Source organism: Massilia sp. Bi118 (assembly GCF_918697865.1).
Lineage (GTDB): Bacteria > Pseudomonadota > Gammaproteobacteria > Burkholderiales > Burkholderiaceae_D > Telluria.
In genome coordinates this window covers 18997-39034 of the sequence record NZ_CAKKMV010000026.1, presented here as the reverse complement: position 1 = coordinate 39034, position 20038 = coordinate 18997, and the positions used below count along the sequence as shown (strand labels likewise).

The window sequence follows — 20038 nt, the reverse complement described above, 5'->3', positions numbered from 1 at the left end:
AGACCAATATGCCAACCAGCAGAGGATCCATGACACAACGCCGCCAGTTCCTGATCAATGCGCCGCTCGGCCTGCTCGCCGTTGCCGGCGCCTCATCGTCCACATTCGGTTCCGAACCCCAGGTCGCCGACACGCCCGGCGCCCCGCCCACCTTCGGCGCCACCCCGCCGGTCGGACCGGACGTCACGCCCGCGACCTTTGCGGAAGCCGAAAAGCTGATGCAGGTGTCCTTGACGCCGGCCGAGCGCCAGATGGCGGCCGGCAGCTGGCGCGTGTCGCTGGCATCGACGATGGAGCGCCGCACCGGCCCGCGCAAGCTGGCGATCGAGGACAGCGTGGCGCCGGCCACGGTCTGGGCCCCGGCGACAGTCGGGGCGAAAGCAGCCGCGGTGGGCGCGCCGGCCGGCCCTGCGCATGAGCGCTTCATCCGCAGCCGCAACGACGCCGGCCAGCTGCCGAAGAAGGACGAGGACATCGCCTTTGCCCCGGTGACGAAACTCTCGCGCTGGATCGAGAGCCGCGCCATCACTTCCGAGCGCCTGACCCGCATCTATATAGAGCGCATCAAGCGCCATGACGGCAAGCTGCGCAGCGTGATCACCCTCACCGAGGCGCACGCAATGGCGCGCGCCCGCCAGGCCGACAGGGAGATCGCCGCCGGCAAATACCGCGGCCCGCTGCACGGCATTCCGTATGGCGTGAAGGACCTGCTGGACACGAAGGGCATCCGCACCACCTGGGGCGCGGACTTTTACCACGACCGTGTGCCGGCGCAGGATGCCGCCGTGGTGGCGAAGCTGGACGCTGCCGGCGCCGTGCTGATCGCGAAGCTGAGCCTTGGCGCGCTGGCGCTGAACGATATCTGGTTCGGCGGCCAGACCATGAATCCGTGGCTGCTGGAAGAGGGCGCCTCGGGCTCGAGCGCCGGCCCGGGTGCGGCCACGGCGGCGGGCCTGGTCGGTTTCTCGATCGGCAGCGAGACCGGCGGCAGCATCGTCAGCCCATCGATGCGCTGCGGCGTGACCGGTCTGCGCCCGACCTACGGCCGGGTGCCGCGCACCGGCGCCATGACCCTGTGCTGGTCGCTGGATAAACTCGGTCCGATGACGCGCAGCGTCGAGGATGCGATGCTGGTGCTGAAGGCGATTTCCGGCGTCGACGCCGGCGATGTCGCCAGCGTGCCGGCGAAGCTGGACTACGACGCGAGTGCCAAGGTATCTGGTTTGAAGGTCGGCTACTTTGCCGACTGGATGAAGGAAGCGCCGGCCACGGACGTCGACCGCGCCGCGCTGGAGAACCTGAAGAAGCTGGGCCTGACCCCGGTGCCGGTGACGCTGCCGGACTGGCCCTATCAGTCGCTGAATGCGGTGCTGTTCGCGGAAGCGGCGGCGGCCTTCGAAGAGATCACGCTGGACCACCGCGTCGACCGCCTGAAGGCCCAGGTGCCGGATGCCTGGCCGAACCTGTTCCGCGAGGCGCGCTTCCTGTCGGCGGTGGACTTCGTGCAGGGCGACCGCATGCGGCGCAAGGTGGCGCTGGAGATGGCGCGCATCTTCCAGCAGGTCGACCTGCTGCTGGTGCCTTCGTTGCGCGACGAGATGCTGACGATCTCGAATTTCACGGGCCACCCGTCGCTGACCCTGCGTACCGGCTCGGTGGAGGTGGCGCAGGCCAGGTCCGACTGGGCGCCGAATCCGGCGCAGCCGCTGGCGAGCTTCTCGCCGCCGCGGCGCGTGCCGCATGGCGTGACCCTGATCGGGCGCCTGTTCGATGAGGGGACGATAGGGCGCGTGGGGATGGCGCTGGAGAAGGTGGCGGGTGTGGCGGGCGAAAGGCCGCCGGGATTCTGAGTCATTCCGGGCACTGCCGGAACGCGCACAAGCTGGATCCCCGCCTGCGCGGGGATGACGTTTACGCGCCGCCGGTACGCTCAAGCCGCTTGTAATACACCAGCGAAAACACCACCGGCACCAGCGCCCCGGCCATCAAGGCCCCGGTCGTCACATACGCCGGCAATCCCATCATCGCCGCAAGCATGGTCACCAGCCCGCCCACCACCATGGTCTTGCCGGCCACCCGGTGCGTCGCATACCAGACCCGGTCGCTGGCCAGCGTCCAGGGCGTGCGCACGCCCAGCCAGAAGTTGCGTCTCACCTTGCCGAGCACATTCCCCAGCAGGATGAAGGCCAGGCCGATGCCGCCGGGGAGGGCGCGTCCCAAGTCCAGGGTGCCGCCGGTGACGCCCCACAGGATCACCGCCTGGATGTAGGCGAGCAGGCCGGCGGTGACCAGGCCGCAGTACCAGTAGGTGTCGCTGAATTCGGCGACGCGGAACTTCTCCGGCGAGACCGCCGGCAGCACCAGCCACAGCAGCGTGAGCACCACCAGCACCACCGGCTGCGTGAAGATCCAGCCGCGCGGGCCGTGGCGGTCGATCTCGCCGGCCGCGTTCCAGTGCGAAGGAATAAGCTCGGGCAGCTGGCGGTAGACCAGCACCGTCGCCGCCACCACCAGCACGCAGATCAGAACAGACCACAGCAGGAACCGCTTCTTCATTCTTTTTCTCCCCTGGCGCCGCGCGCCATATCCAGGGTCCAGGCCAGCACATCCTCCAGGACCGTCGTGTTCAGCGCGTACCAGATGGTCTGGCCCTCGCGCCGGCTGCTGACCAGGCCGGCATCCTTCAGCACCGAGAAATGGTGCGACATGGTCGGCTTGGTCATGTCGAAGTGGGCGGCGACGTCGCCGGCCGTCATCTCTTCCTTGCGCAACAGATGCAGGATCTCGCGGCGCGTCGGATCGGCGATGGCCTTGAAGGCGCCGGTAAGCTTGCCCGTCATATTCGATTCTTCTCTAATTAGATGATTGTCTAACTATAGGCGGGACCCCCGCGACCGTCAAGCCCCCGGCAAGCTTTTTGGCGGGGCTTTATCATGTTCTTCTTTTCAACAGTTCGAGGAGCCTTCCATGACCGTATCGATCACCGAGGTATTGCGCATCGCCGCCTTTTCCGACGGCGACCAGGGCGGCAATCCGGCCGGGGTCTGGATCGGCCCGGCGCTGCCGCCCGAGACGGAGATGCAGCGCCTGGCGCATGAAGTGGGCTTTTCCGAGACCGCCTTCGCCGCGCGCAGCGGGGAGGCGTTCCGCGTGCGTTACTTCTCGCCCGAGGCCGAGGTGCCCTTCTGCGGCCATGCCACCATCGCCCTTGGCGCCGCGCTGGCGCGCGAAGTCGGCGACGGCGTGTATCCGCTGGCCCTGAACCAGGCGAGCATTACCGTCGAAGGCCGGCGCGAGGGCGGCCTGAGCGCCGCGGCCCTGCAGTCGCCGCTGACCCGCAGCGCACCGGCCGATCCGCAACTGGTGGCCGAGGCGCTGGCCCTGTTCGGCTACGGCGAGGCCGACCTCGATAGCCGCATCCCGCCCGGCCTGGCCCACGCCGGCAACGACCACCTGGTGCTGGCCCTGCAAAGCCGCGACCTGCTGGCCGCGATGCGCTACGACCTGGAGGCAGGGCGCAAGCTGATGCGGACCTGGAACATGCCGACCATCGTGCTGGTCTGGGCGGAAAGCGCGCGCCTGTTCCATACCCGTAACCCCTTCGCTTTCGGCGGCGTCTACGAGGACCCGGCCACCGGTTCCGGCACCGCGGCCCTGGCCGGCTATCTGCGCGATATCGGCTGGCCGCACGGCGGCGCCATCGACGTGGTGCAGGGCGAGGACATGGGGGTGCGTTCGCGCCTGCACGCAGACATCGGCCTTGAACCCGGCAGCTCGATCCGGGTGGCAGGCACGGCCCGCTTCATGTAATGCCTGGGAACTAAACGTACGGATGTTCGGAAATTCATGAATAGGGGGTAAAAAGGGTCTTTCCTTAAAGCTTAGGTTTTCATTTGAAGGTTTGATAATTCTCTAAACGAAAAAACGTTATCCGATTATTCAAGGAAGCCCGCCATGGAAATGCGCCCACCCGCCGCCCTGTCTGCAAAATTTCTCCGCGAAGGGATGAAGACTGAACGCCTGCCGTTCACCGTCCGCCGCGTCGAAACCGAGGCAGCTCTGAAGAAGGCCGTCGCGATCCGCCATGCGGCCTATGCGCGCCACGTTCCCGAGTTCGCGCGCACCCTGATGGTGCCGGAAGCCTGCGACTACGAAGAAGATACCGTCGTGCTGCTGGCCGAGTCCAAACTCGACGGCACCGCGATCGGCACCGCCCGCCTGCAAACCAATATCTACCGTCCGCTGCACCTCGAGGAGTCCGTGCAGCTGCCCGACTGGCTGCAAGGCCGCGCCTTGTGCGAAGTCGAGCGCCTGGGCGTGGGCGAAGGCCGCATCGGCCATATGGTCAAGGTCGCGTTGATGAAGGCGTTCTTCGATTACTGGGAGCAGAGCGGCACCGACTTCGCCGTGGTTGCTGGACGCAGCCCGGTCGACCGCCAATACGAGCAGTTGCTGTTCAAGGATGTCTTTGGCGCGAACGAAATGGTCCCGCTGCGCAATACGGGCAATATCCCGCATCGCGTGATGGCCTTCGAGATCGCTACCGCCGAGGAACGCTGGCGCGCCGCCAACCATCCGCTGCTGAAGTTCTTCCGCGAGACCCACCATCCGGACATCGACATCGGCCTGGTCCTGCCACAGCGTGGTCTGCCCACCACACAAAGCGCCATGCACATGCCCGTGGCAATGCCGCTGAGCCAGTTCGCTGCCGCTTGATCAAAATATTGCTGACCGCATCAGTGGCAGGCTGTATCCTTACGGAAATGTCAGGCGCCGGCATGCAGCCGGCGCCCGTTCGTCCGACCGATACAGTTTATGTCACAGCCGCCCAGTTCTGCACGAATACCGATCTCCGCCTATCCTGACCGCCTGTTGCGGGCCATGATGCGCCTGCTGTCGGTCTACTTCGTGCCGATTGGGGTGCTGCTGGTCTCCGTCCTGGCCTACGCTTCCTGGAATAACCATTACGCCGCGAGTGGCGATGTCGTGCTGCCGGTGCGTGTACTCGCCGAGAGCGGCGCCCCGCTCGACCCGGCATCCGCGCTGCGCAAGCTGGCCGGCGTGCCCGCGGTCGAGCGCTACGACACCCATCTGTCCGAAACCCCCGTCTGGTTTACGGTGCGGTCCCAGGACTTGCCAGGCGGGCCCCAGGTCATCGAGTTCCCTTCGCGTCACGCGATCGATATCAGCTGCTGGGATGCCGCCAGCCTGGCATCGCTGGGCAGCGCCTCCCATGAGGCGGCCACCGGCGCGCTGTCGGCCGCCAAGGCCGGCTTCGCCCTGCGTCCGCTCTACGCCTCGTCCGAAGTGCTGTGCCGTGCGCGCTTCACGGGCCCGGCGCGCCTGAGCGCGGTGCAATGGCCGGCCACGGAGATGACCCGGTCGATCCAGCAGTTCCACCGCAAGTCGGGCCTGCTCGACGGCGGTATGATCGTCCTGAGCCTGTTCATCCTGATCACCGCCCTGATCAACCGCCAGTTGCTCTACCTCGAGTTTGCGGCCTGGCTGATCCTGAATCTGCGCGTCGGTGCGATCTCGGCCGGCTGGGACATCCAGTGGCTGGGCCAGGCGCTGCCGCCCGGATGGCTGGTGCCGAGCAAGGCCGTTACAACGGCCCTGTACGCGATTTCGACCCTGACCCTGTACATGACGCTGTTCGGCGCGGACCTGGCGAAGACCCGCTTCGCCCATCCGCTGCGGGTGACGCAGTGGCTGGCGCTGGCGCTGCTGCCGTTCTCGATCTGGCTGCCCTTCGGTTACTACCTGCCGGTGATGTGGGTGATCGTGGCATCCGGTCTGACCTTGATGACGGCCGGCCTGATCAACCTGATGTTGCGTGACCGTGCGAGGGTGGCGATGTGGTTCGCGGCCTCGTTCGGCGTGACCTTCCTGTCCAGCCTGGCCGAAGTGGTCGCTGCGGCGCTCGGCATGCGCGAGTTGCTGAATCTGGCCAACGGCGTCACTGCGGCGCTGGCCTCCAGCCTGCTGGCGGCGCTGGCCATCGCGGAGCAGATGCGCATCGAAACCAGGAAGCGCATCGCGGCGCAGGCCGAGCTCGAACACGCCTACGAGGCGATGCCGGTCGGCCTGTTCACGCTCGACCAGTACGGCGGCTTCCTGTCCGCCAACCCGGCGCTGCTGCGCATGCTCGCCTGCGAGGCGCTGGCGCCGGGCCGTACGCGCTGGCAGCAGTTCTTCAGCGACGCCACCTGGAGCCACATGCGCGAACAGGTGCAGTCCCAGCTCAGCGTCGAACTCGAGATCGACCCGCGCGAGGGCGAGCGCCGCTTCCTGGTGCGCGCCACCCTGGCGCACGGCCGCATCGAAGGCGTCCTCGAAGACATCACCGAAAAGACCCGCGCCACCGAGCAGCTGCGCTTCATGGCCAACAACGACCCGCTGACCAAGGTCTTCAACCGCCGCGGCATCGAGAAGATGTTCGAGTCGGTTGCCGTCGGCGCGGCGCCGGGCCGTCCGCTGACCCTGGCCTACCTCGACCTCGACCGGTTCAAACTGATTAATGATTTGTTCGGCCACGCCGCCGGCGACGAAGTCCTCAAGCAGGTCTGCGAGCGCGTGGCGATGACCCTGGCCGGCGGCCAGCAGATCGGCCGCGTGGGCGGCGACGAATTCGTGATCGTGATGCCGGATACGGCGATCTCGCTGGCATCGCTGATCTGCCGCAGCATCGTCGACCGCATCGGCGGTTCGCCCTACCGCGTCGGCGACAAGGCCTTCCATGTGCGCGGCTCGGTGGGCCTGATCGAAGTGGCGCCGGGCATGGCCATGAAAGACGCCGTCTCGACCGCCGACCGCGCCTGCCGCGAAGCCAAGGACGGCAATACCGAAGGGCTGGTGGTGTACAAGCGCGGCTCGAGCGCCTTCCACGAGCGCGAGGCCGAGCTGAACCTGGTCGCGCGCCTGAACGGCCCGAACGCGACCGAGGGCATGTTCCTCGAAATGCAGCCGATCATGTCGCTGCGCTCGCCGCACGAATCCCTGAACTTCGAGGTACTGCTGCGCATGCGCGAGGCGGATGGCCGCGTATCGCCGGCCGGCCCGCTGATCGCCGCGGCCGAGAAGAGCGGGCGCGCGGGCGTCATCGACCGCTGGGTACTGTCGACCACCCTGGCCTGGATCGAAGACCACGTCGATTCGCTGACCAATACCCGCTTCGTCTGCATGAATCTGTCGGGCGCCTCGCTGAACGACGAGCGCTTCGTGCAGGACACGCTGGAGATCCTGGCGCGCCACGAGCACGTGGCCGGCCGCCTGTGCATGGAGATCACGGAAAGCGTGGCGCTGCACGACTTGAACAATACGCGCCGCTTCATCGACCAGGTGCGCGCCTTCGGCGTGAAGGTGGCGCTGGACGACTTCGGCGCAGGCTATACCTCCTTCTCCTACCTGAAGGAGCTGCCGGCCGACGTGCTGAAGATCGACGGTAACTTCATCGTCAACATCAACGCCCATCCTGCCAACGTCGCCATCGTCGAGGCGATCGTCAACCTGGCAGTCAACCTGGGCATGAAGACGATTGCGGAGTGGGCCGAGGATGCGGAGACGGTGCGCACCCTGGCCGACATCGGCGTCGACTATGTGCAGGGCTATGCGATCGCGCGTTCGCAGCCGCCGGAAAAACTGCTGGCGGCGAGTTCCTCGGCCAGCTTCATCAAGGGCGAGGACGTGCTGCAGCTGGTGCGTACGCTGGGGGCGTCGGCCAACGAGCCGGCCCTGATGGACGTCACGCCGCTGCGCGACCTCCACTAAATCTCAAGATTAATTCAGGCCGGCCAGGCGCGGCTTGGTTTCCTGCAGCATCAAGGTGCGGCGGGCTTCCTTCAGGGTAGCGATATCGCGCGACAGCGTGGCGGGGCGCACTTCCTGCGGGCGCTTCCAGCTGGCATGGCGCAGTTCGGCCGGCGTCACGACGTGGCGTTGCGGCTGCGGCGTTTCGCTCGACAGTTTTACCGTCGACGCGCCGGTGTCGCAGGGCTGGTCGGTCAGGGTCACGTGGCCGGCGGAATCGACGCACTTCACGATTTCGTTGCCGGCCAGTGCGGATGCCATCGATGCCGACAACGCGGCGGCGGCGAAAATGCTCAGCAGTTTGACGGGGCGCTTCATGATGTTCTCCTGTGGTATGGCCACAGTGTGCGCGCCGAGCCCGCCGGACTCTGTTATCTTCCTCACCTTGCCCGTAGGCCGCCTGGCCCTAGGGCTGTAGGACTTCCTGCCGTCCGCGCAAAGCTTGTGCATCCTTCAGCGGCGGCGCGCCGAACAGGCGCCGGTATTCGCGGCTGAACTGGGACGGGCTCTCGTAACCGACCTCGTAGGCCACGCTGGCCGCCTCCGCTTCGCCGCTCATCAGGCGCTTGCGCGCTTCCAGGAGGCGTACCTGTTTCTGGTACTGCAGGGGGCTCATCACGGTGGCGGCCTTGAAGCGGCGGTGCAGCACCGATGGGCTCATGTGCACCGCACGCGCCAGCGCATCGATGCGCAGCGGCTCGTTGTAGTGGGTGCGGATCCAGTCGATGGCGTCGCCGACCGCGCGTTCGCGCTGCCCGCCCATGCCCTGGACCAGGGCCGCGCCGCCGGGCGCCGTGAGCAGGTGGTAGAGCAGTTCCTGCTTCGCCAGCCGGCCCAGCACCGGCAGGTCGCGCGGCCGCTCCAGCAGGCGCAGAACGCGCACGAACACCTCCAGCATGGCCTTGTCCGCGCGCTCGACGCTGACTACCTGCGCGTCGGCGCCTGCGCATGGTGGCGCAGGCAGCGCGGGCTGCATCTCCAGCAGGAAGGCGGCGATTTCCCTGGGGTCGAGGTCGATGCGGATGCCGTAGTAGGGCGCATCCGCGCTGGCGCGGGTGACCTGGCCCGACACCGGCATCGCCACCCCAGCCTGCACATAGCAGCCCGGCCCGTAGCGCAGCACCTGCTGCCCGACCAGCATCTCCTTTTCGCCCTGCACCAGCAGGCAGGCCGAGGGCGTGAGGATGCCGCGCCCGGCCGGCGTCGGCGCCGGGCGGCGGATCAGCGACAGCCAGGGCAGGGCGGTGGCCAGGTCCAGCGCGCCGGCCGGCTTGCCGGCCATGCGGGCTTCCACCAGCGCGCGCAGGGTGTCGACGGCAGCGACGGCAGCGATGTCAGAGTCTTGTGTCATGGCCCATGATGGCTTTCGGTTCCAGGTATTCCTCGAAGCCGAAGACGCCGAACTCGCGCCCCAGGCCGGATTGCTTGACGCCGCCGAAGGGCGCCTCCGGAATATCATACAGCCCATTGATGAACACCCGCCCGGCCTGGATCCCGTCGGCGATTTTCCGCGTACGCGCCGGGTCGGCGCCGAACACGTAGCCATGCAGGCCATAGGGCGTGTCGTTGGCGATCGCCAGCGCGTCTTCGTCGCTGTCGTAGGGGATGATGCACAGGACCGGGCCGAAGATCTCCTCTCGCGCGATCGCCATGTCGTTGCGCACCTCGCCGAACACGGTCGGGCGCACGAACCAGCCGCGCTCCAGTCCCGCCGGGCGCCCCGGGCCGCCGGCCAGCAGGGTCGCGCCTTCCGCGACGCCGCGCTCGATATAGCCCTGCACGCGCTCCCACTGCTTGCGGGTCACCATCGGGCCCACGTTCACGCGTGGATCGTGGGTCGGGCCGACCACCAGGGCGTCGAAAGCGCGCACCGCCAGTTCCGACGCCTCCGCCAGGCGGCTGCGCGGCACCAGCAGGCGCGTGCCGGCGATGCAGGCCTGGCCGCTGTTCATGACCGCCGCCATCGCCGCCAGCGGCATCGCTTTGGCGAAGTCGGCGTCGTCCAGGAACACAGTGGGCGACTTGCCGCCCAGTTCCAGGGTCACGCGCTTCATGCTGTCGACGGCGGTGCGGGCGATCGCCTTGCCGACCGCGGTCGAGCCGGTGAAGGAGATCTTGGCGATGTCCGGATGGCGCGCGATCTCGGCGCCGACCGTGTCGCCGCGCCCGGTGACGATGTTGAAGACGCCCGGCGGCAGGCCGGCGCCGTGCAGCACGCGCGTGATGAGTTCCGTCTGCGCCGCGCTCAATTCGCTGGGCTTGATCACCGAGGTACTGCCGGACGCGATGGCCATGGCCAGCTTGCTGGCGATGAAGCCGGTGTTCGCGTTCCAGGGCGTGATCATGCCCACCACGCCGTGCGGCAGCATGCGCATGCGCGCGCCGCCCACTTCGCGTTCGAAGGCATAGTCCGCCAACACCTTGCGCGCCAGCGAAAAGGAGGCGGCGGCGCGCCTGGCGGTGCCCTGCGCCATGGCCATGGTGCCGCCGTATTCGGCCACCATGACCTCGACGATGTCCGCTTCGGCCGCCGCCACCGCATTGGACAGAGCCTGCAGCCATTCCATGCGCTCGGCGCGGCTGGTTTGCGAGAATGCCAGAAAGGCCGCTTTCGCCGCGGCGATGGCGCGGCGGGCATCTAGTTCGTCGGCGAGGATGACGGTGGTGGTCTCGCGTTCGGTGGCCGGATCGACCAGCACCAGCGCTTCGCGCCCGTGCGGTACGGCGAATTCGCCGTCGATGTAAACGTTGGCTATGATGCGCATGCCGGCTCTCCTGTTGAACGATGCTTCCATGGTAGGAGCGGCCGCTCGGAAGGCGGTAGCAGGATCCCGTCCAAAGATTGCCTGATCCTGCCTTACATGCCATCATGCCCGGATGCAATCCGACCCAGACAACACAGCCACCCAGGAGCTGCGCTACCGCGAACTGTTCCGGCAAGCGCCCGTCAGCCTCCAGATCCTCGCTCCCGGCGGCCGTACGCTGCGCGTCAACAAAGCCTGGGAAGCGTTGTGGCAGATCCACGCAGGCAGCGAGCTGCATGCCTTCATCCTGGACGAGTACAACGTCCTGACCGACTCGCAACTGGTCGCCAGCGGCGTCGCCGGCTACCTGCGGCGCGCGCTGGCCGGGGAGGCGGTCGAGATTCCGGCGATCCGCTACGACGTCGGCCGGCTCGAGGGCGGCGCCGCGCACGCGCGCTGGGTCACGGCGCGCGCCCACCCGATCAAGGACGACAACGGGGCGGTGCTCGAAGTGATGCTGATGCACGAGGACATCACCGACCGCGTCACGGCGGAAAGCGCGCTGCGTGTGCGCGAAGAGCGCTTTCGCTCGCTGGTGATGGCGACCTCGCAGATCGTCTGGACCAGCGCCGCCGACGGCCGCGTGCTCGAGGACTCGCCCTCGTGGCGCGCCTTCACCGGCCAGAGCTACGAGGAGTGGAAGGAATACGGCTGGCTCGACGCCCTGCACCCGGACGACCGCGAGACCACCGCCCGCCTGTGGGCGCATTGCGTGGCGACCCGCGGTGTGTTCGAGACCGAGTACCGCCTGCGCCGCGCCGACGGCGCCTGGCGCTGGACCGCGGTGAAGGGCGTGCCCATCGCCGACGAGGACGGCGCGGTCCGCGAATGGATAGGCGCCAACACCGACATCCACGACATGGTCATGTCCCAGGCCGAGCGCATGCGCCTGCTGGCCTCGCTGCAGGAGCAGGACCGGCGCAAGGACGAATTCCTGGCGATGCTGGCGTACGAGCTGCGCAATCCGCTCGCGCCGATTTCGGCGGCGGCGGACATGCTGAAGTTCGGCCGCGCCGGCGAGGACAGGGTGGCCAGGGCCAGTGAAGTCATCGGCCGCCAGGTGCGCCACATGACGGCCCTGGTGGACGACCTGCTGGACGTCTCGCGCGTCACGCGCGGCCTGATCCAGCTGGAGTGCGCGCGGGTCGAGGTCGACGCCGTCGTCGCCAGCGCCGTCGAACAGGCGCGGCCCCTGTTCGAGGCGCGCGAGCAGGTTCTCGACATCGAGCCGGCGGCAGGCGATCCCACCGTGACCGGCGACGCCAAGCGCCTGGTGCAGGTGCTGGTCAACCTCTTGAATAATGCGGCCAAGTACACGCCGCGCGGCGGACGCATTGTGCTGTCGAGCGCCTGTGAAAACGGACGGGTGCAGATCGCCGTGCGCGACAACGGCATCGGCATCGACGCCCGCCTGCTGCCGCAGGTGTTCGACCTCTTCACCCAGGCCGAACGCACGCCGGACCGCGCCCAGGGCGGTCTCGGCATCGGCCTGGCGCTGGTGCGCATCATCGTGGTCCTGCACGGCGGCACGGTGAGCGCGCACAGCGATGGGCCGGGCCAGGGCAGCACCTTCACGATCAGCCTCGCGCTCAGTCCCGAAACCTCATAACGCACACGCCATGCACGACGAATCCGCCATCCCGGCGCAGCGCTACCAGACCCTGTTCCAGCAGGCCCCTGTCAGCATCCAGATCCTGGCGCTTGACGGCCGCACGCTGGCCGTCAACAAGGCCTGGGAGAACCTGTTCCAGTTCCACGACGACCACCCGGTCAAGCAGATGTTCCTCAGCGGGGAGCTGAACGTCCTCACCGATCCGGAGCTGGTCGCCAGCGGCGTCACGGCTTACCTGCGGCGCGCGCTGGACGGCGAATCGGTCGAGATTCCGCCGATCCGCTTCGACGTCTCGCGCTTCGACGGCGCGGCCCAGGCGCGCTGGGTGAAGGCGCTGGCCCACCCGGTCAAGGACGAGCATGGCAAGGTGGTCGAAGTCATGCTGATGCACGACGATATCACCGAGCAGGTGGAGGCCCAGACCGAGCTGGCCCAGCGCCTCGACCGCGAGAAGCGCAATTCGGCCCTGCTGGCCAAGGTCGCCCAGGCCTCGCGCACCCTGAACACCGCGCTGTCCTCGCAGCAGATCGCCGAGGCCCTGGTGGAGGAGGTGCGGGCGATCCTGGAGGTGCGCCATGCGGGCGTGTCGCTGAGCGAGGGTTCGCATCTGCGCCAGGCCGTCAAGGCGGTCTCGCGCGCCGCGGGCGCCGCCGAGCCGCCGCCGATGCGCGCGCGCCTGGCAGTGCCGCTGGTCGACCGCAAGGGCAACAACATCGGCCTGATCGAGGCCTGGGACAAGCACCAGGGCGAGTTCAGCGACGAAGACGAGGCCATCCTCGTGCAGCTGGCCTCGATCGCCTCGAACGGCTTCGAGAACGCGGGCCTGTATGGCTCGCTGCAGGAGCAGGACCGGCGCAAGGACGAATTCCTGGCAACGCTGGCGCACGAGCTGCGCGTGCCGCTGGCGCCGATCGCGCTGGCGATGGACGTGCTGAAGACCACCGGCGCCGGCGACTTGCGGGTGCTGAAGGCGAGCGAAGACATCGGCCGTCAGGTGCGGCACCTGGGCTCGCTGGTCGACGACCTGCTGGACGTGTCGCGCGTCATGCGCGGCCAGATTCAGCTGGAACGGACGCGGGTCGAGGTCGAGGCCATCGTCGCCGACGCGGTCGCGCAGGTGCGGCCGCTGATGGAGGCGCGCGGCCATGCGCTGGTGGTGGAGCAGGAAGCGGGCAATGCGGCCGTGATCGGCGACGCCAGGCGCCTGGTGCAGGTGCTCGTGAGCCTGCTCGACAATGCGGCCAGGTACACGCCGCCGGGCGGGCGGATCGTGCTGTCGGTGACGCTCAAGGCGCCAGCGGTCAGGATCGCCGTGCGCGACGACGGCGCCGGCATCGAGCCCCGGCTGCTGCCGCACGTGTTCGACCTGTTCAGCCGCGGCGATCACGCGCCGGAACGAATCCGCGGCGGCCTGGGCATCGGCCTGGCGCTGGTGCAGAACATCGTCGTCCTGCACGGCGGCACCGTGGCCGCGCACAGCCAGGGACCGGGCAAGGGCAGCACATTCACGGTCAGCCTTGCCACGGTCCCTGTTTGAGAGCAGCTCTCTGGCTTAAAAAGCCTTAGTGGCGGTTCGGGTTGTTCGGACGGTCGTCCATCCGGTTCGGTACCCCGTCGCCATCGCGGTCGCGGTCGCGGCTGTTGCGGATGCCGTCGCCGTCACGGTCGCCACGGCGCCAGCCGCCGCGTTCCATCACCCAGCGGCCGTCGCGCTCGACCCAGGTCGGGGCATTGTAGGCATAGCCGTGGCGCTCGCGCAGCCAGGTGCCGCGGGTCCACACGTAACGGCCGTGACGGTATTCCCAGTGGCCCGGGGCCCAGACGTAGCCGCGGCGCGGCGCCGGGACGCGCTCGTGGCGCGGCGCCGGCGGCGCCTCGCGGATGATCAGGGTGTCGGCCACGGCCGGGATGGTAAAGGTGCCGAAAGAGCCGGCGAGCAGGCTGGCGATCAGGAGTTTCTGAATCTTGGTCATGGTGTCCTCCTTATAGAGTTATGTTGCAGGTCAACTCTACGCCCATGCTGCGAACGCGACTGTGCGCCGATTAACGCCGCCCGCCCCCGCCGGCAGGCTCAGGCCGAGACCAGCTTCGAGAAGCGCGCCAGGTCGACGTTGCCGCCGCTGATCAGGATGCCGACTTTCTTGCCGGCCACGGGTACCACGCCATGCATGGCAGCCGCCGCGGCCAGGCAGCCGGTCGGCTCGACGATCATCTTCATGCGCTCGGCAAAGAATTTCATGGTCTCGACCAGCTGGGCGTCGCTGACGGTGACGATGTCCGACACGAGCTTCTTGATGACGGCAAAGTTGTGCTGGCCCAGGTGGCTGGTCTGGGCGCCGTCGGCGATGGTCTGCGGCACGCCGATGTCGACGATCTGGCCGCTGCGCAGCGATTGCTGGCCATCGTTGCCGGCTTCCGGCTCGACGCCGATCACGGTGCAGTTCGGCGACAGCTTCGAGGCCGCCAGCGCGCAGCCGGCCAGCAGGCCGCCGCCGCCGAGCGGCACCAGCAGGATGTCCAGCTCGCCCACCTCGTCGAACAGCTCTTTCGCGGCCGTGCCCTGGCCGGCGATCACGTCCGGATGGTCATAGGGCGGGATCAGGGTCATGCCGCGCTCCCGGGCCAGGCGGGCGCCGATCTCTTCGCGGTTTTCGGTGTAGCGGTCGTAGAAGATCACTTCGCCGCCATAGCCCTGGGTGGCGCGCACCTTCAGTTCCGGCGCATCCTTCGGCATGATGATGGCAGCCTTGATGCCGGCCAGCTTCGCCGACAGTGCAATCGCCTGCGCGTGATTGCCTGACGAGAAGGTCAACACGCCGGCCTGGCGCTGCGCCTCACTGAACTTTGAAATGGCGTTGTAGGCGCCGCGGAACTTGAAGGCGCCCATGCGCTGGTAGTTCTCGGCCTTGAAGAACAGCTGCGCGCCGGCCATGGCGTCGGCGGTGCGCGAGGTCAGGACCGGCGTGCGGTGGGCCGCGCCTTCGATGCGGGCGGCGGCCTGTTCGACGTCGGAATACGAGAGTGGGGTGGTGGTATCGTTCATGGCGATAGTATAGCGAAGGCTCAGGCGGCGAGCGGGAAGGAAAACTGTAGCACCAGCCCGCCGCCGTCGCGGTTGCGCACCTGCAGCTCGGCGTTGTGGCGGGTGATGACGCGCTCGACGATGGCCAGCCCGAGGCCGGCGCCGTTGGCCTGGCCGCGCGCGGTGTCGAGGCGGGTGAAGGGACGCAGCAGCAGCTGGATCTGGTCGTCGGGCACGCCGACCCCATGGTCGCCGATCTCGACCACCGCGCGGCGGCCGTGGCCCGTCATTTTGACCTGGCAGGCGATGTCGATCTGGGTGATCTCGGTGCCGGGCGTCTTGCCGTAGCGGCGCGCGTTCTCGATCACGTTGTTGAAGACGCGGCGCAGGTCGGTGGCGTTGGCCGGCACGCGGATGATGCCCGGCTCGATGGCGGTGGCGATGCGCACGTCCGGCAGGCGGGCGGCAGTATGCGCGCAATCGTCGAGCAGCTCGGACAGGTCGACCGGCACGAAGGTGGCGGTCTCGGTGGGGCGCGCGAAGTCGAGGAACTGGCCGATGATGGCGTCCATCTGCGCAATGTCGGACTGCATGCCCTCGCGCGCTTCCTGCGACAGGTTGGCCATCTCGACCTCCAGCTGCATGCGCGCCAGCGGCGTGCGCAAATCGTGCGAGATGCCGGCCAGGATGATCGCGCGGTCCTTCTCGAGCTGCTGCAGGTCGTCGACCATCTGGTTGAAGCTGCGGTTGGCCTCGATGATCTCCTGCGAGCCCTTTTCAGGCAGCGGGGCGGGGCGCTTGCCCTGGGCGATCGAGCGCGCGGCCGCGGTGAGGCGCGCCAGCGGCCGGTTGATCAGGGTCGAGATCAAGGCCGCGCCCAGCAGGGACAGGGCGCCCACCACCGTGGCCCAGCCCAGCCACTGCACGCGGGTGAGGCCGGCCAGGCGGTCGCGCTCCAGCATCAGCCAGTATTTGTCGCCGTCGATGTCGAAGCTGACCCAGAAGCCCGGCATGTCGTTGACCTTGCGCGAGAAGCGGGTGTCCTTGCCGAGGCGCTGGCGGACCATGGCGGCGATCTCCGGCATCAGCGCGTTGGAAGGCGGCGGTTCGACCTTGTCGTCGGGTTCCAGCGTGAGGATGCGGATGCCTTCGTTCGAGACCAGCTCGAACAGCAGCTCGGTGCGCAGATCGGGCGCCGAGTGGGTCAGCGCCGCTTTGGTGAGGGTGACTACCGAGACCAGCAGCTCCGCCGTCTGTTCCGCCTGCGGGCCGCGCTGGAACACGTTGATCATGCCGATCCACGAGGCCATCGACAGGCCCGTCAGGAAGGACAGCAGCAGGAAGGTGCGCCAGAACAGGCCGCTCTTCATGCGGCCGAACAGGCGCGTGCGTGGCGCTTCGGACATCGGCGGGGACACTTAGCGCGGCTGGCCTTCCGGAATGAACACGTAGCCCAGGCCCCACACGGTCTGGATGTACAGCGGGCTGGAAGGATCCGGCTCGATCAGCTTGCGCAGGCGCGAGATCTGCACGTCCAGCGAGCGGTCGAATACCTCGTACTCGCGGCCGCGCGCCAGTTCCATCAGCTTCTCGCGCGACAGCGGCTGGCGCGCATGGCGGGCGAACACTTTCAGCACCGAGAATTCGCCGGTGGTGAGGGGAACCGTCTCGCCGTTTTTCTTGAGCGTGCGCGTGCCGAGGTCGAGCACGAAGTCGCCGAACTCGAAGGTCTGCGGGGTCTCGGACGGCGCGCCGGGGATCTCGTCCGGGCCCTTGCGGCGCAGGACCGCGTTGATGCGGGCCACCAGTTCGCGCGGGTTGAAGGGCTTCGGCAGGTAGTCGTCGGCGCCCATCTCGAGACCGACGATGCGGTCGACGTCCTCGCCCTTGGCGGTCAGCATGATGATCGGGGTCTGGTCGCCGGCGCCGCGCAGGCGGCGGCAGATCGACAGGCCATCCTCGCCGGGCAGCATCAGGTCCAGCACCAGCAGGTCGTAGCGCTCGCGCAGCCACAGCTTGTTCATGGCCGGCGCGCTCTCCGCCGTGACCACCTGGAAGCCCTGCTCGGTCAGGTAACGGCGCAGCAGGTCGCGCAGGCGCACGTCGTCGTCGACCACCATGATTTTCGCGGAATGGCCGTTGTTCTGGCCTGCGTTATTCGAGCTTGTTGCATTCATGAGTCTGTCAGGATTTGTCAGATTGATGTCGCTATGGTAACTTCATATTCCTTCGCGGACAGGAGATATTGCTGAGGCATTACATTGTGTTACAAACTTTACCCAATTAGCCTTATACCTGCAGTGGATTCCAAATACACTGGATTCACGTCGAAACTGAATCACCAGCTTAGCTTATCTCCTTACTTGGCATCGCGGAAGAGGCACACCATGAACAGCGTCACTAACCATCATGCAGGAACGAGGACCGGGCAATTTGTCCGCCGCGCGCTTCGCAGTGCGTTGGCGTGCGCATTGGTTCTGGGCGCATCGGGCGCCGCGTTTGCACAGCAGTATGGCGACCGCCAGGACGACCGGCGCGACAATCCCTCCATGCAGTCCGACCGTGGCGCCGACCGCGGCGGTCGCTACCTGTCGCCGGAGCGCGATCCGCGCTACGACGTGCGGGCCTACGAAGAGCAGCGCCGCATGCAGCAGCAATACCAGCAACAGCAGCAGGAACAGCGCGAGCGCCGCAACAGCGGCAGCGGCCGCATGACGCCGGACGAGCGCCGCGACCTGCGCCGCCAGATCAACGAAGCGGGCATGGACCTGTACCGGCCGCGCCGCTGAGCGCAAAAGTCTTTCCGCCTTGCAATCTACGTGATACGCTAGCCAGTCATACCCTGGCCAAAACTTCGCCGGGGCCAATCTGGACTGGGAGTTCACGTGTCTACGGATTTTGCAGCCGTTTCATCGGCGCAAGCACAAGGGGCCCGCTTTGCATCCGCCGGCCCCGAACACTGCATCGCCAAGCGCCCTGACGGCGTGTATGCCGATCCCGCCGTGCTCGGCACCACCCTGGTCGCCGCCATCGACAGCATCTTCCGCGGCGGCCACTACCTCGCCGGCGTCGATTATCCCGTTCTCCTCAAGGCCCTGTTCGACCATGGTCCGGCGCTGCCGAAGGCCGCGGACGGCGAGACCCGGGTGCGCATCGCCGACGACATCCTTCCCTTCGATCCCGCCCGCCGCGAGCTGTACCGCGCGGTCAAGATCGGCAAGGGCTACGCCGAATATTATTTCGAGCCGGTCTGGCTGCCGGATGCCGCCGACCCGGGCGGCCCCGGCCTGCCGGCAAAACTCGACGTCGACGAATTCGTGGCCGACATGTGGGTCAAGGGCATCCGCTTCGGGCTCGAGCTCGACGCCATCCGCGCCGCGATCGCGTCGAACAAGGCCGACCGCGTCACCGTTGCCCGCTGCCTCGAGCCGGTGCAGGGGCAGGACGCCCGCATCGCCGAAGTCTCCGACGACATCCACCGCAACGACGCGCCGCGCGAGCTGGCCAACGGCCGCCTCGACCTGAACAGCTTCCAGAACCGCTTCCCGCAAATCCAGCCCGGCGTGCGCCTGCTGCAGAAGATCCCGCTGACCGCAGGCACCCAGGGCTTCGAGATGGCCGGCACGCCGCTGCCGGCCAAGCCCGGCGTCGACCTCGACCTGGGCGAATACGCAGGCCCCGGCACCAGGGTGGAGAAAGGCAGGGACGGGGAATTCCTGGTCTCGCAGCAGGCCGGCTTCCTGACGGTCGAGTCTTCGACCAGCAAGATCTCGGTGGGCGACAAGATCGTCAGCCGCGACGGGGTCAGCGCCAAGACCACCGGCAACCTGCAGCTCACCGGCGACTACGAGGAGTTCGGCGAGGTCCAGGAAAAGCGCGTCATCGAAGGCGAAAGCATCACCGTGCACGGCGACGTGTTCGGGGTCCTGGCTTCGCGCGGCGGCAAGATCCTGCTGCATGCCAACCTGGTGGGCGGGAGCGCCCATAACAAGAAGGGCGACATCCGCGTGTTCGGCGTGGCCTCGGGCGCCATCCTGCACGCCGACGATGGCGCCATCGTGCTGGACCGCGCCGAGAACTGCGTGGTGTCCGGCGCCCGCATCACGATCGCGCACGCGGTCAACTGCGAGGTGATCGGCGATGAAGTGAACATCGGCCAGGCCGAGGGCAGCGCCATCGCGGGCCGGCGCGTGACGATCGAATTCGCGATGCCGCGCAAGCAGGGCGAGATGCTGGTCTATGTGCTGCGCCCGGAAGGCGCGAAGGTCGAGGAAATCATCGCCGCGATCGGCGCGCGCCTGGCGCAGTTCGGACAACTTGCGGCGCGCCAGAAGGCGCAGATGGAAACCCTGACGGCGCAGCCGGAAGTGCGCCGCTACCTGCTGCTGGCCTCTCGGCTGCGCAAGAACGAGATCAGCTTCACGCCCGAGCAGGCGCGCCAGTTCCAGCGCATGGCCCAGGAAGTGGCGCCGGTGCTGAAGGCGGTCGGCGAGGTGTCGGGCAAGATCAAGCAGCTCGAAGCCGACCAGGAAGAGGGCCGCAAGGTGCTGGCCGACCTCGAACGCCAGCGCCTGGACGCCTCCTGCGTGTCGGCCGTCACCGTGCACCAGGTGCAGGGCGATACCCTGGTGCGCGTGCTCGGATTCAGCCCGGCGGCCGGGACTCCGTATATCATTGCACCGCGCGAAATCAAGGCACGCCTGCGCGGACCGCAGAACGGCGAATTGCTGTTCTCCGGTTCCCAGGGCAGCTTTGCATGGAGCAGCGAGCAGGCCGGCGCAGCGTGATGCG

The 20038-nt window shown here is 67.6% G+C and carries 17 protein-coding genes; 8 read left to right on the top strand and 9 right to left on the bottom strand.

Annotated features, from left to right (window positions below; genetic code table 11):
* Positions 1-29 precede the first annotated feature (29 nt).
* Positions 30-1850, top strand: a complete 1821-nt coding sequence (locus LQV39_RS25255) for an amidase (RefSeq protein WP_230029948.1) — start codon at positions 30-32, stop codon at positions 1848-1850.
* A gap of 61 nt (positions 1851-1911) precedes the next feature.
* On the opposite strand, the gene LQV39_RS25250 is transcribed toward LQV39_RS25255, so the two are convergent.
* Positions 1912-2556: an SdpI family protein gene (locus tag LQV39_RS25250; RefSeq protein WP_230029947.1), complete on the bottom strand. Its 645-nt coding sequence runs from the start codon at positions 2554-2556 to the stop codon at positions 1912-1914.
* The gene (locus LQV39_RS25245) at positions 2553-2840 is read right to left on the bottom strand and encodes an autorepressor SdpR family transcription factor (RefSeq protein WP_230029946.1); all 288 of its coding nucleotides are present in this window, start codon (positions 2838-2840) and stop codon (positions 2553-2555) included. The genes LQV39_RS25250 and LQV39_RS25245 overlap by 4 nt, the downstream gene beginning before the upstream one ends.
* Before the next feature lie 127 nt (positions 2841-2967).
* Here LQV39_RS25245 and LQV39_RS25240 point away from each other — a divergent pair, with 127 nt between their 5' ends.
* The 3 genes from LQV39_RS25240 (at position 2968) to LQV39_RS25230 (ending at position 7770) form a co-directional block, all read left to right on the top strand.
* Positions 2968-3810, top strand: a complete 843-nt coding sequence (locus tag LQV39_RS25240; RefSeq protein WP_230029945.1) for a PhzF family phenazine biosynthesis protein — start codon at positions 2968-2970, stop codon at positions 3808-3810.
* Positions 3811-4005: 195 nt separating this feature from the next.
* Positions 4006-4716 (top strand): hypothetical protein, encoded by a 711-nt coding sequence (locus tag LQV39_RS25235; RefSeq protein ID WP_230029944.1) that lies wholly within the window; start codon positions 4006-4008, stop codon positions 4714-4716.
* A gap of 99 nt (positions 4717-4815) precedes the next feature.
* Entirely contained in the window at positions 4816-7770 is a 2955-nt protein-coding gene (locus LQV39_RS25230; RefSeq protein ID WP_230029943.1) for an EAL domain-containing protein, read from the top strand.
* Between the two features lie 9 nt (positions 7771-7779).
* Here LQV39_RS25230 and LQV39_RS25225 read toward each other — a convergent pair whose 3' ends face one another.
* The 3 genes from LQV39_RS25225 to LQV39_RS25215 all read right to left on the bottom strand — a co-directional run bounded on the left by LQV39_RS25225 (position 7780) and on the right by LQV39_RS25215 (position 10574).
* On the bottom strand, positions 7780-8127 hold the full coding sequence (locus LQV39_RS25225) for a DUF4124 domain-containing protein (RefSeq protein WP_230029942.1): 348 nt from the start codon (positions 8125-8127) through the stop codon (positions 7780-7782).
* Positions 8128-8215: 88 nt separating this feature from the next.
* Positions 8216-9160 carry an AraC family transcriptional regulator gene (locus LQV39_RS25220; protein ID WP_230029941.1) on the bottom strand — a complete coding sequence of 315 codons (945 nt, stop codon included), beginning with the start codon at positions 9158-9160 and terminating at the stop codon, positions 8216-8218.
* Entirely contained in the window at positions 9144-10574 is a 1431-nt protein-coding gene (locus tag LQV39_RS25215; protein WP_230029940.1) for an aldehyde dehydrogenase family protein, read from the bottom strand. Before LQV39_RS25215 ends, LQV39_RS25220 begins: the two co-directional genes overlap by 17 nt.
* Before the next feature lie 112 nt (positions 10575-10686).
* Here LQV39_RS25215 and LQV39_RS25210 point away from each other — a divergent pair, with 112 nt between their 5' ends.
* Together LQV39_RS25210 and LQV39_RS25205 are read left to right on the top strand one after the other, a co-directional pair.
* A complete protein-coding gene (locus LQV39_RS25210; RefSeq protein ID WP_230029939.1) occupies positions 10687-12222 on the top strand; it encodes an ATP-binding protein in 1536 nt (511 codons plus the stop codon).
* Positions 12223-12232: 10 nt separating this feature from the next.
* A complete protein-coding gene (locus tag LQV39_RS25205) occupies positions 12233-13762 on the top strand; it encodes a PAS domain-containing sensor histidine kinase (RefSeq protein ID WP_230029938.1) in 1530 nt (509 codons plus the stop codon).
* Between the two features lie 25 nt (positions 13763-13787).
* On the opposite strand, the gene LQV39_RS25200 is transcribed toward LQV39_RS25205, so the two are convergent.
* The 4 genes from LQV39_RS25200 to ompR form a co-directional block, all read right to left on the bottom strand.
* Positions 13788-14198, bottom strand: coding sequence for a YXWGXW repeat-containing protein (locus LQV39_RS25200; protein WP_230029937.1), 411 nt, complete (start codon positions 14196-14198; stop codon positions 13788-13790).
* 98 nt (positions 14199-14296) lie between these two features.
* Entirely contained in the window at positions 14297-15268 is a 972-nt protein-coding gene (locus LQV39_RS25195) for a threo-3-hydroxy-L-aspartate ammonia-lyase (RefSeq protein ID WP_374199485.1), read from the bottom strand.
* Between the two features lie 20 nt (positions 15269-15288).
* On the bottom strand, positions 15289-16653 hold the full coding sequence (locus tag LQV39_RS25190) for a sensor histidine kinase (protein ID WP_230029936.1): 1365 nt from the start codon (positions 16651-16653) through the stop codon (positions 15289-15291).
* Between the two features lie 12 nt (positions 16654-16665).
* Positions 16666-17424, bottom strand: a complete 759-nt coding sequence (gene ompR / locus LQV39_RS25185; RefSeq protein ID WP_230029935.1) for a two-component system response regulator OmpR — start codon at positions 17422-17424, stop codon at positions 16666-16668.
* 294 nt (positions 17425-17718) lie between these two features.
* On the opposite strand from ompR, the gene LQV39_RS25180 reads away from it, so the two are divergent.
* The gene (locus LQV39_RS25180) at positions 17719-18036 is read left to right on the top strand and encodes a hypothetical protein (protein WP_230029934.1); all 318 of its coding nucleotides are present in this window, start codon (positions 17719-17721) and stop codon (positions 18034-18036) included.
* A gap of 96 nt (positions 18037-18132) precedes the next feature.
* On the top strand, positions 18133-20034 hold the full coding sequence (locus LQV39_RS25175) for a flagellar assembly protein A (protein WP_230029933.1): 1902 nt from the start codon (positions 18133-18135) through the stop codon (positions 20032-20034).
* Positions 20035-20038: the final 4 nt, after the last annotated feature.

Bases quoted from the DNA above. Each gene is read 5' to 3' on its own strand.
- LQV39_RS25255 (WP_230029948.1), top strand. From the start codon at position 30: ATGACACAACGCCGCCAGTTCCTGATCAATGCGCCGCTCGGCCTGCTC.
- LQV39_RS25250 (WP_230029947.1), bottom strand. From the start codon at position 2,556: ATGAAGAAGCGGTTCCTGCTGTGGTCTGTTCTGATCTGCGTGCTGGTG.
- LQV39_RS25245 (WP_230029946.1), bottom strand. From the start codon at position 2,840: ATGACGGGCAAGCTTACCGGCGCCTTCAAGGCCATCGCCGATCCGACG.
- LQV39_RS25240 (WP_230029945.1), top strand. From the start codon at position 2,968: ATGACCGTATCGATCACCGAGGTATTGCGCATCGCCGCCTTTTCCGAC.
- LQV39_RS25235 (WP_230029944.1), top strand. From the start codon at position 4,006: ATGAAGACTGAACGCCTGCCGTTCACCGTCCGCCGCGTCGAAACCGAG.
- LQV39_RS25230 (WP_230029943.1), top strand. From the start codon at position 4,816: ATGTCACAGCCGCCCAGTTCTGCACGAATACCGATCTCCGCCTATCCT.
- LQV39_RS25225 (WP_230029942.1), bottom strand. From the start codon at position 8,127: ATGAAGCGCCCCGTCAAACTGCTGAGCATTTTCGCCGCCGCCGCGTTG.
- LQV39_RS25220 (WP_230029941.1), bottom strand. From the start codon at position 9,160: ATGACACAAGACTCTGACATCGCTGCCGTCGCTGCCGTCGACACCCTG.
- LQV39_RS25215 (WP_230029940.1), bottom strand. From the start codon at position 10,574: ATGCGCATCATAGCCAACGTTTACATCGACGGCGAATTCGCCGTACCG.
- LQV39_RS25210 (WP_230029939.1), top strand. From the start codon at position 10,687: ATGCAATCCGACCCAGACAACACAGCCACCCAGGAGCTGCGCTACCGC.
- LQV39_RS25205 (WP_230029938.1), top strand. From the start codon at position 12,233: ATGCACGACGAATCCGCCATCCCGGCGCAGCGCTACCAGACCCTGTTC.
- LQV39_RS25200 (WP_230029937.1), bottom strand. From the start codon at position 14,198: ATGACCAAGATTCAGAAACTCCTGATCGCCAGCCTGCTCGCCGGCTCT.
- LQV39_RS25195 (WP_374199485.1), bottom strand. From the start codon at position 15,268: ATGAACGATACCACCACCCCACTCTCGTATTCCGACGTCGAACAGGCC.
- LQV39_RS25190 (WP_230029936.1), bottom strand. From the start codon at position 16,653: ATGTCCGAAGCGCCACGCACGCGCCTGTTCGGCCGCATGAAGAGCGGC.
- ompR (WP_230029935.1), bottom strand. From the start codon at position 17,424: ATGAATGCAACAAGCTCGAATAACGCAGGCCAGAACAACGGCCATTCC.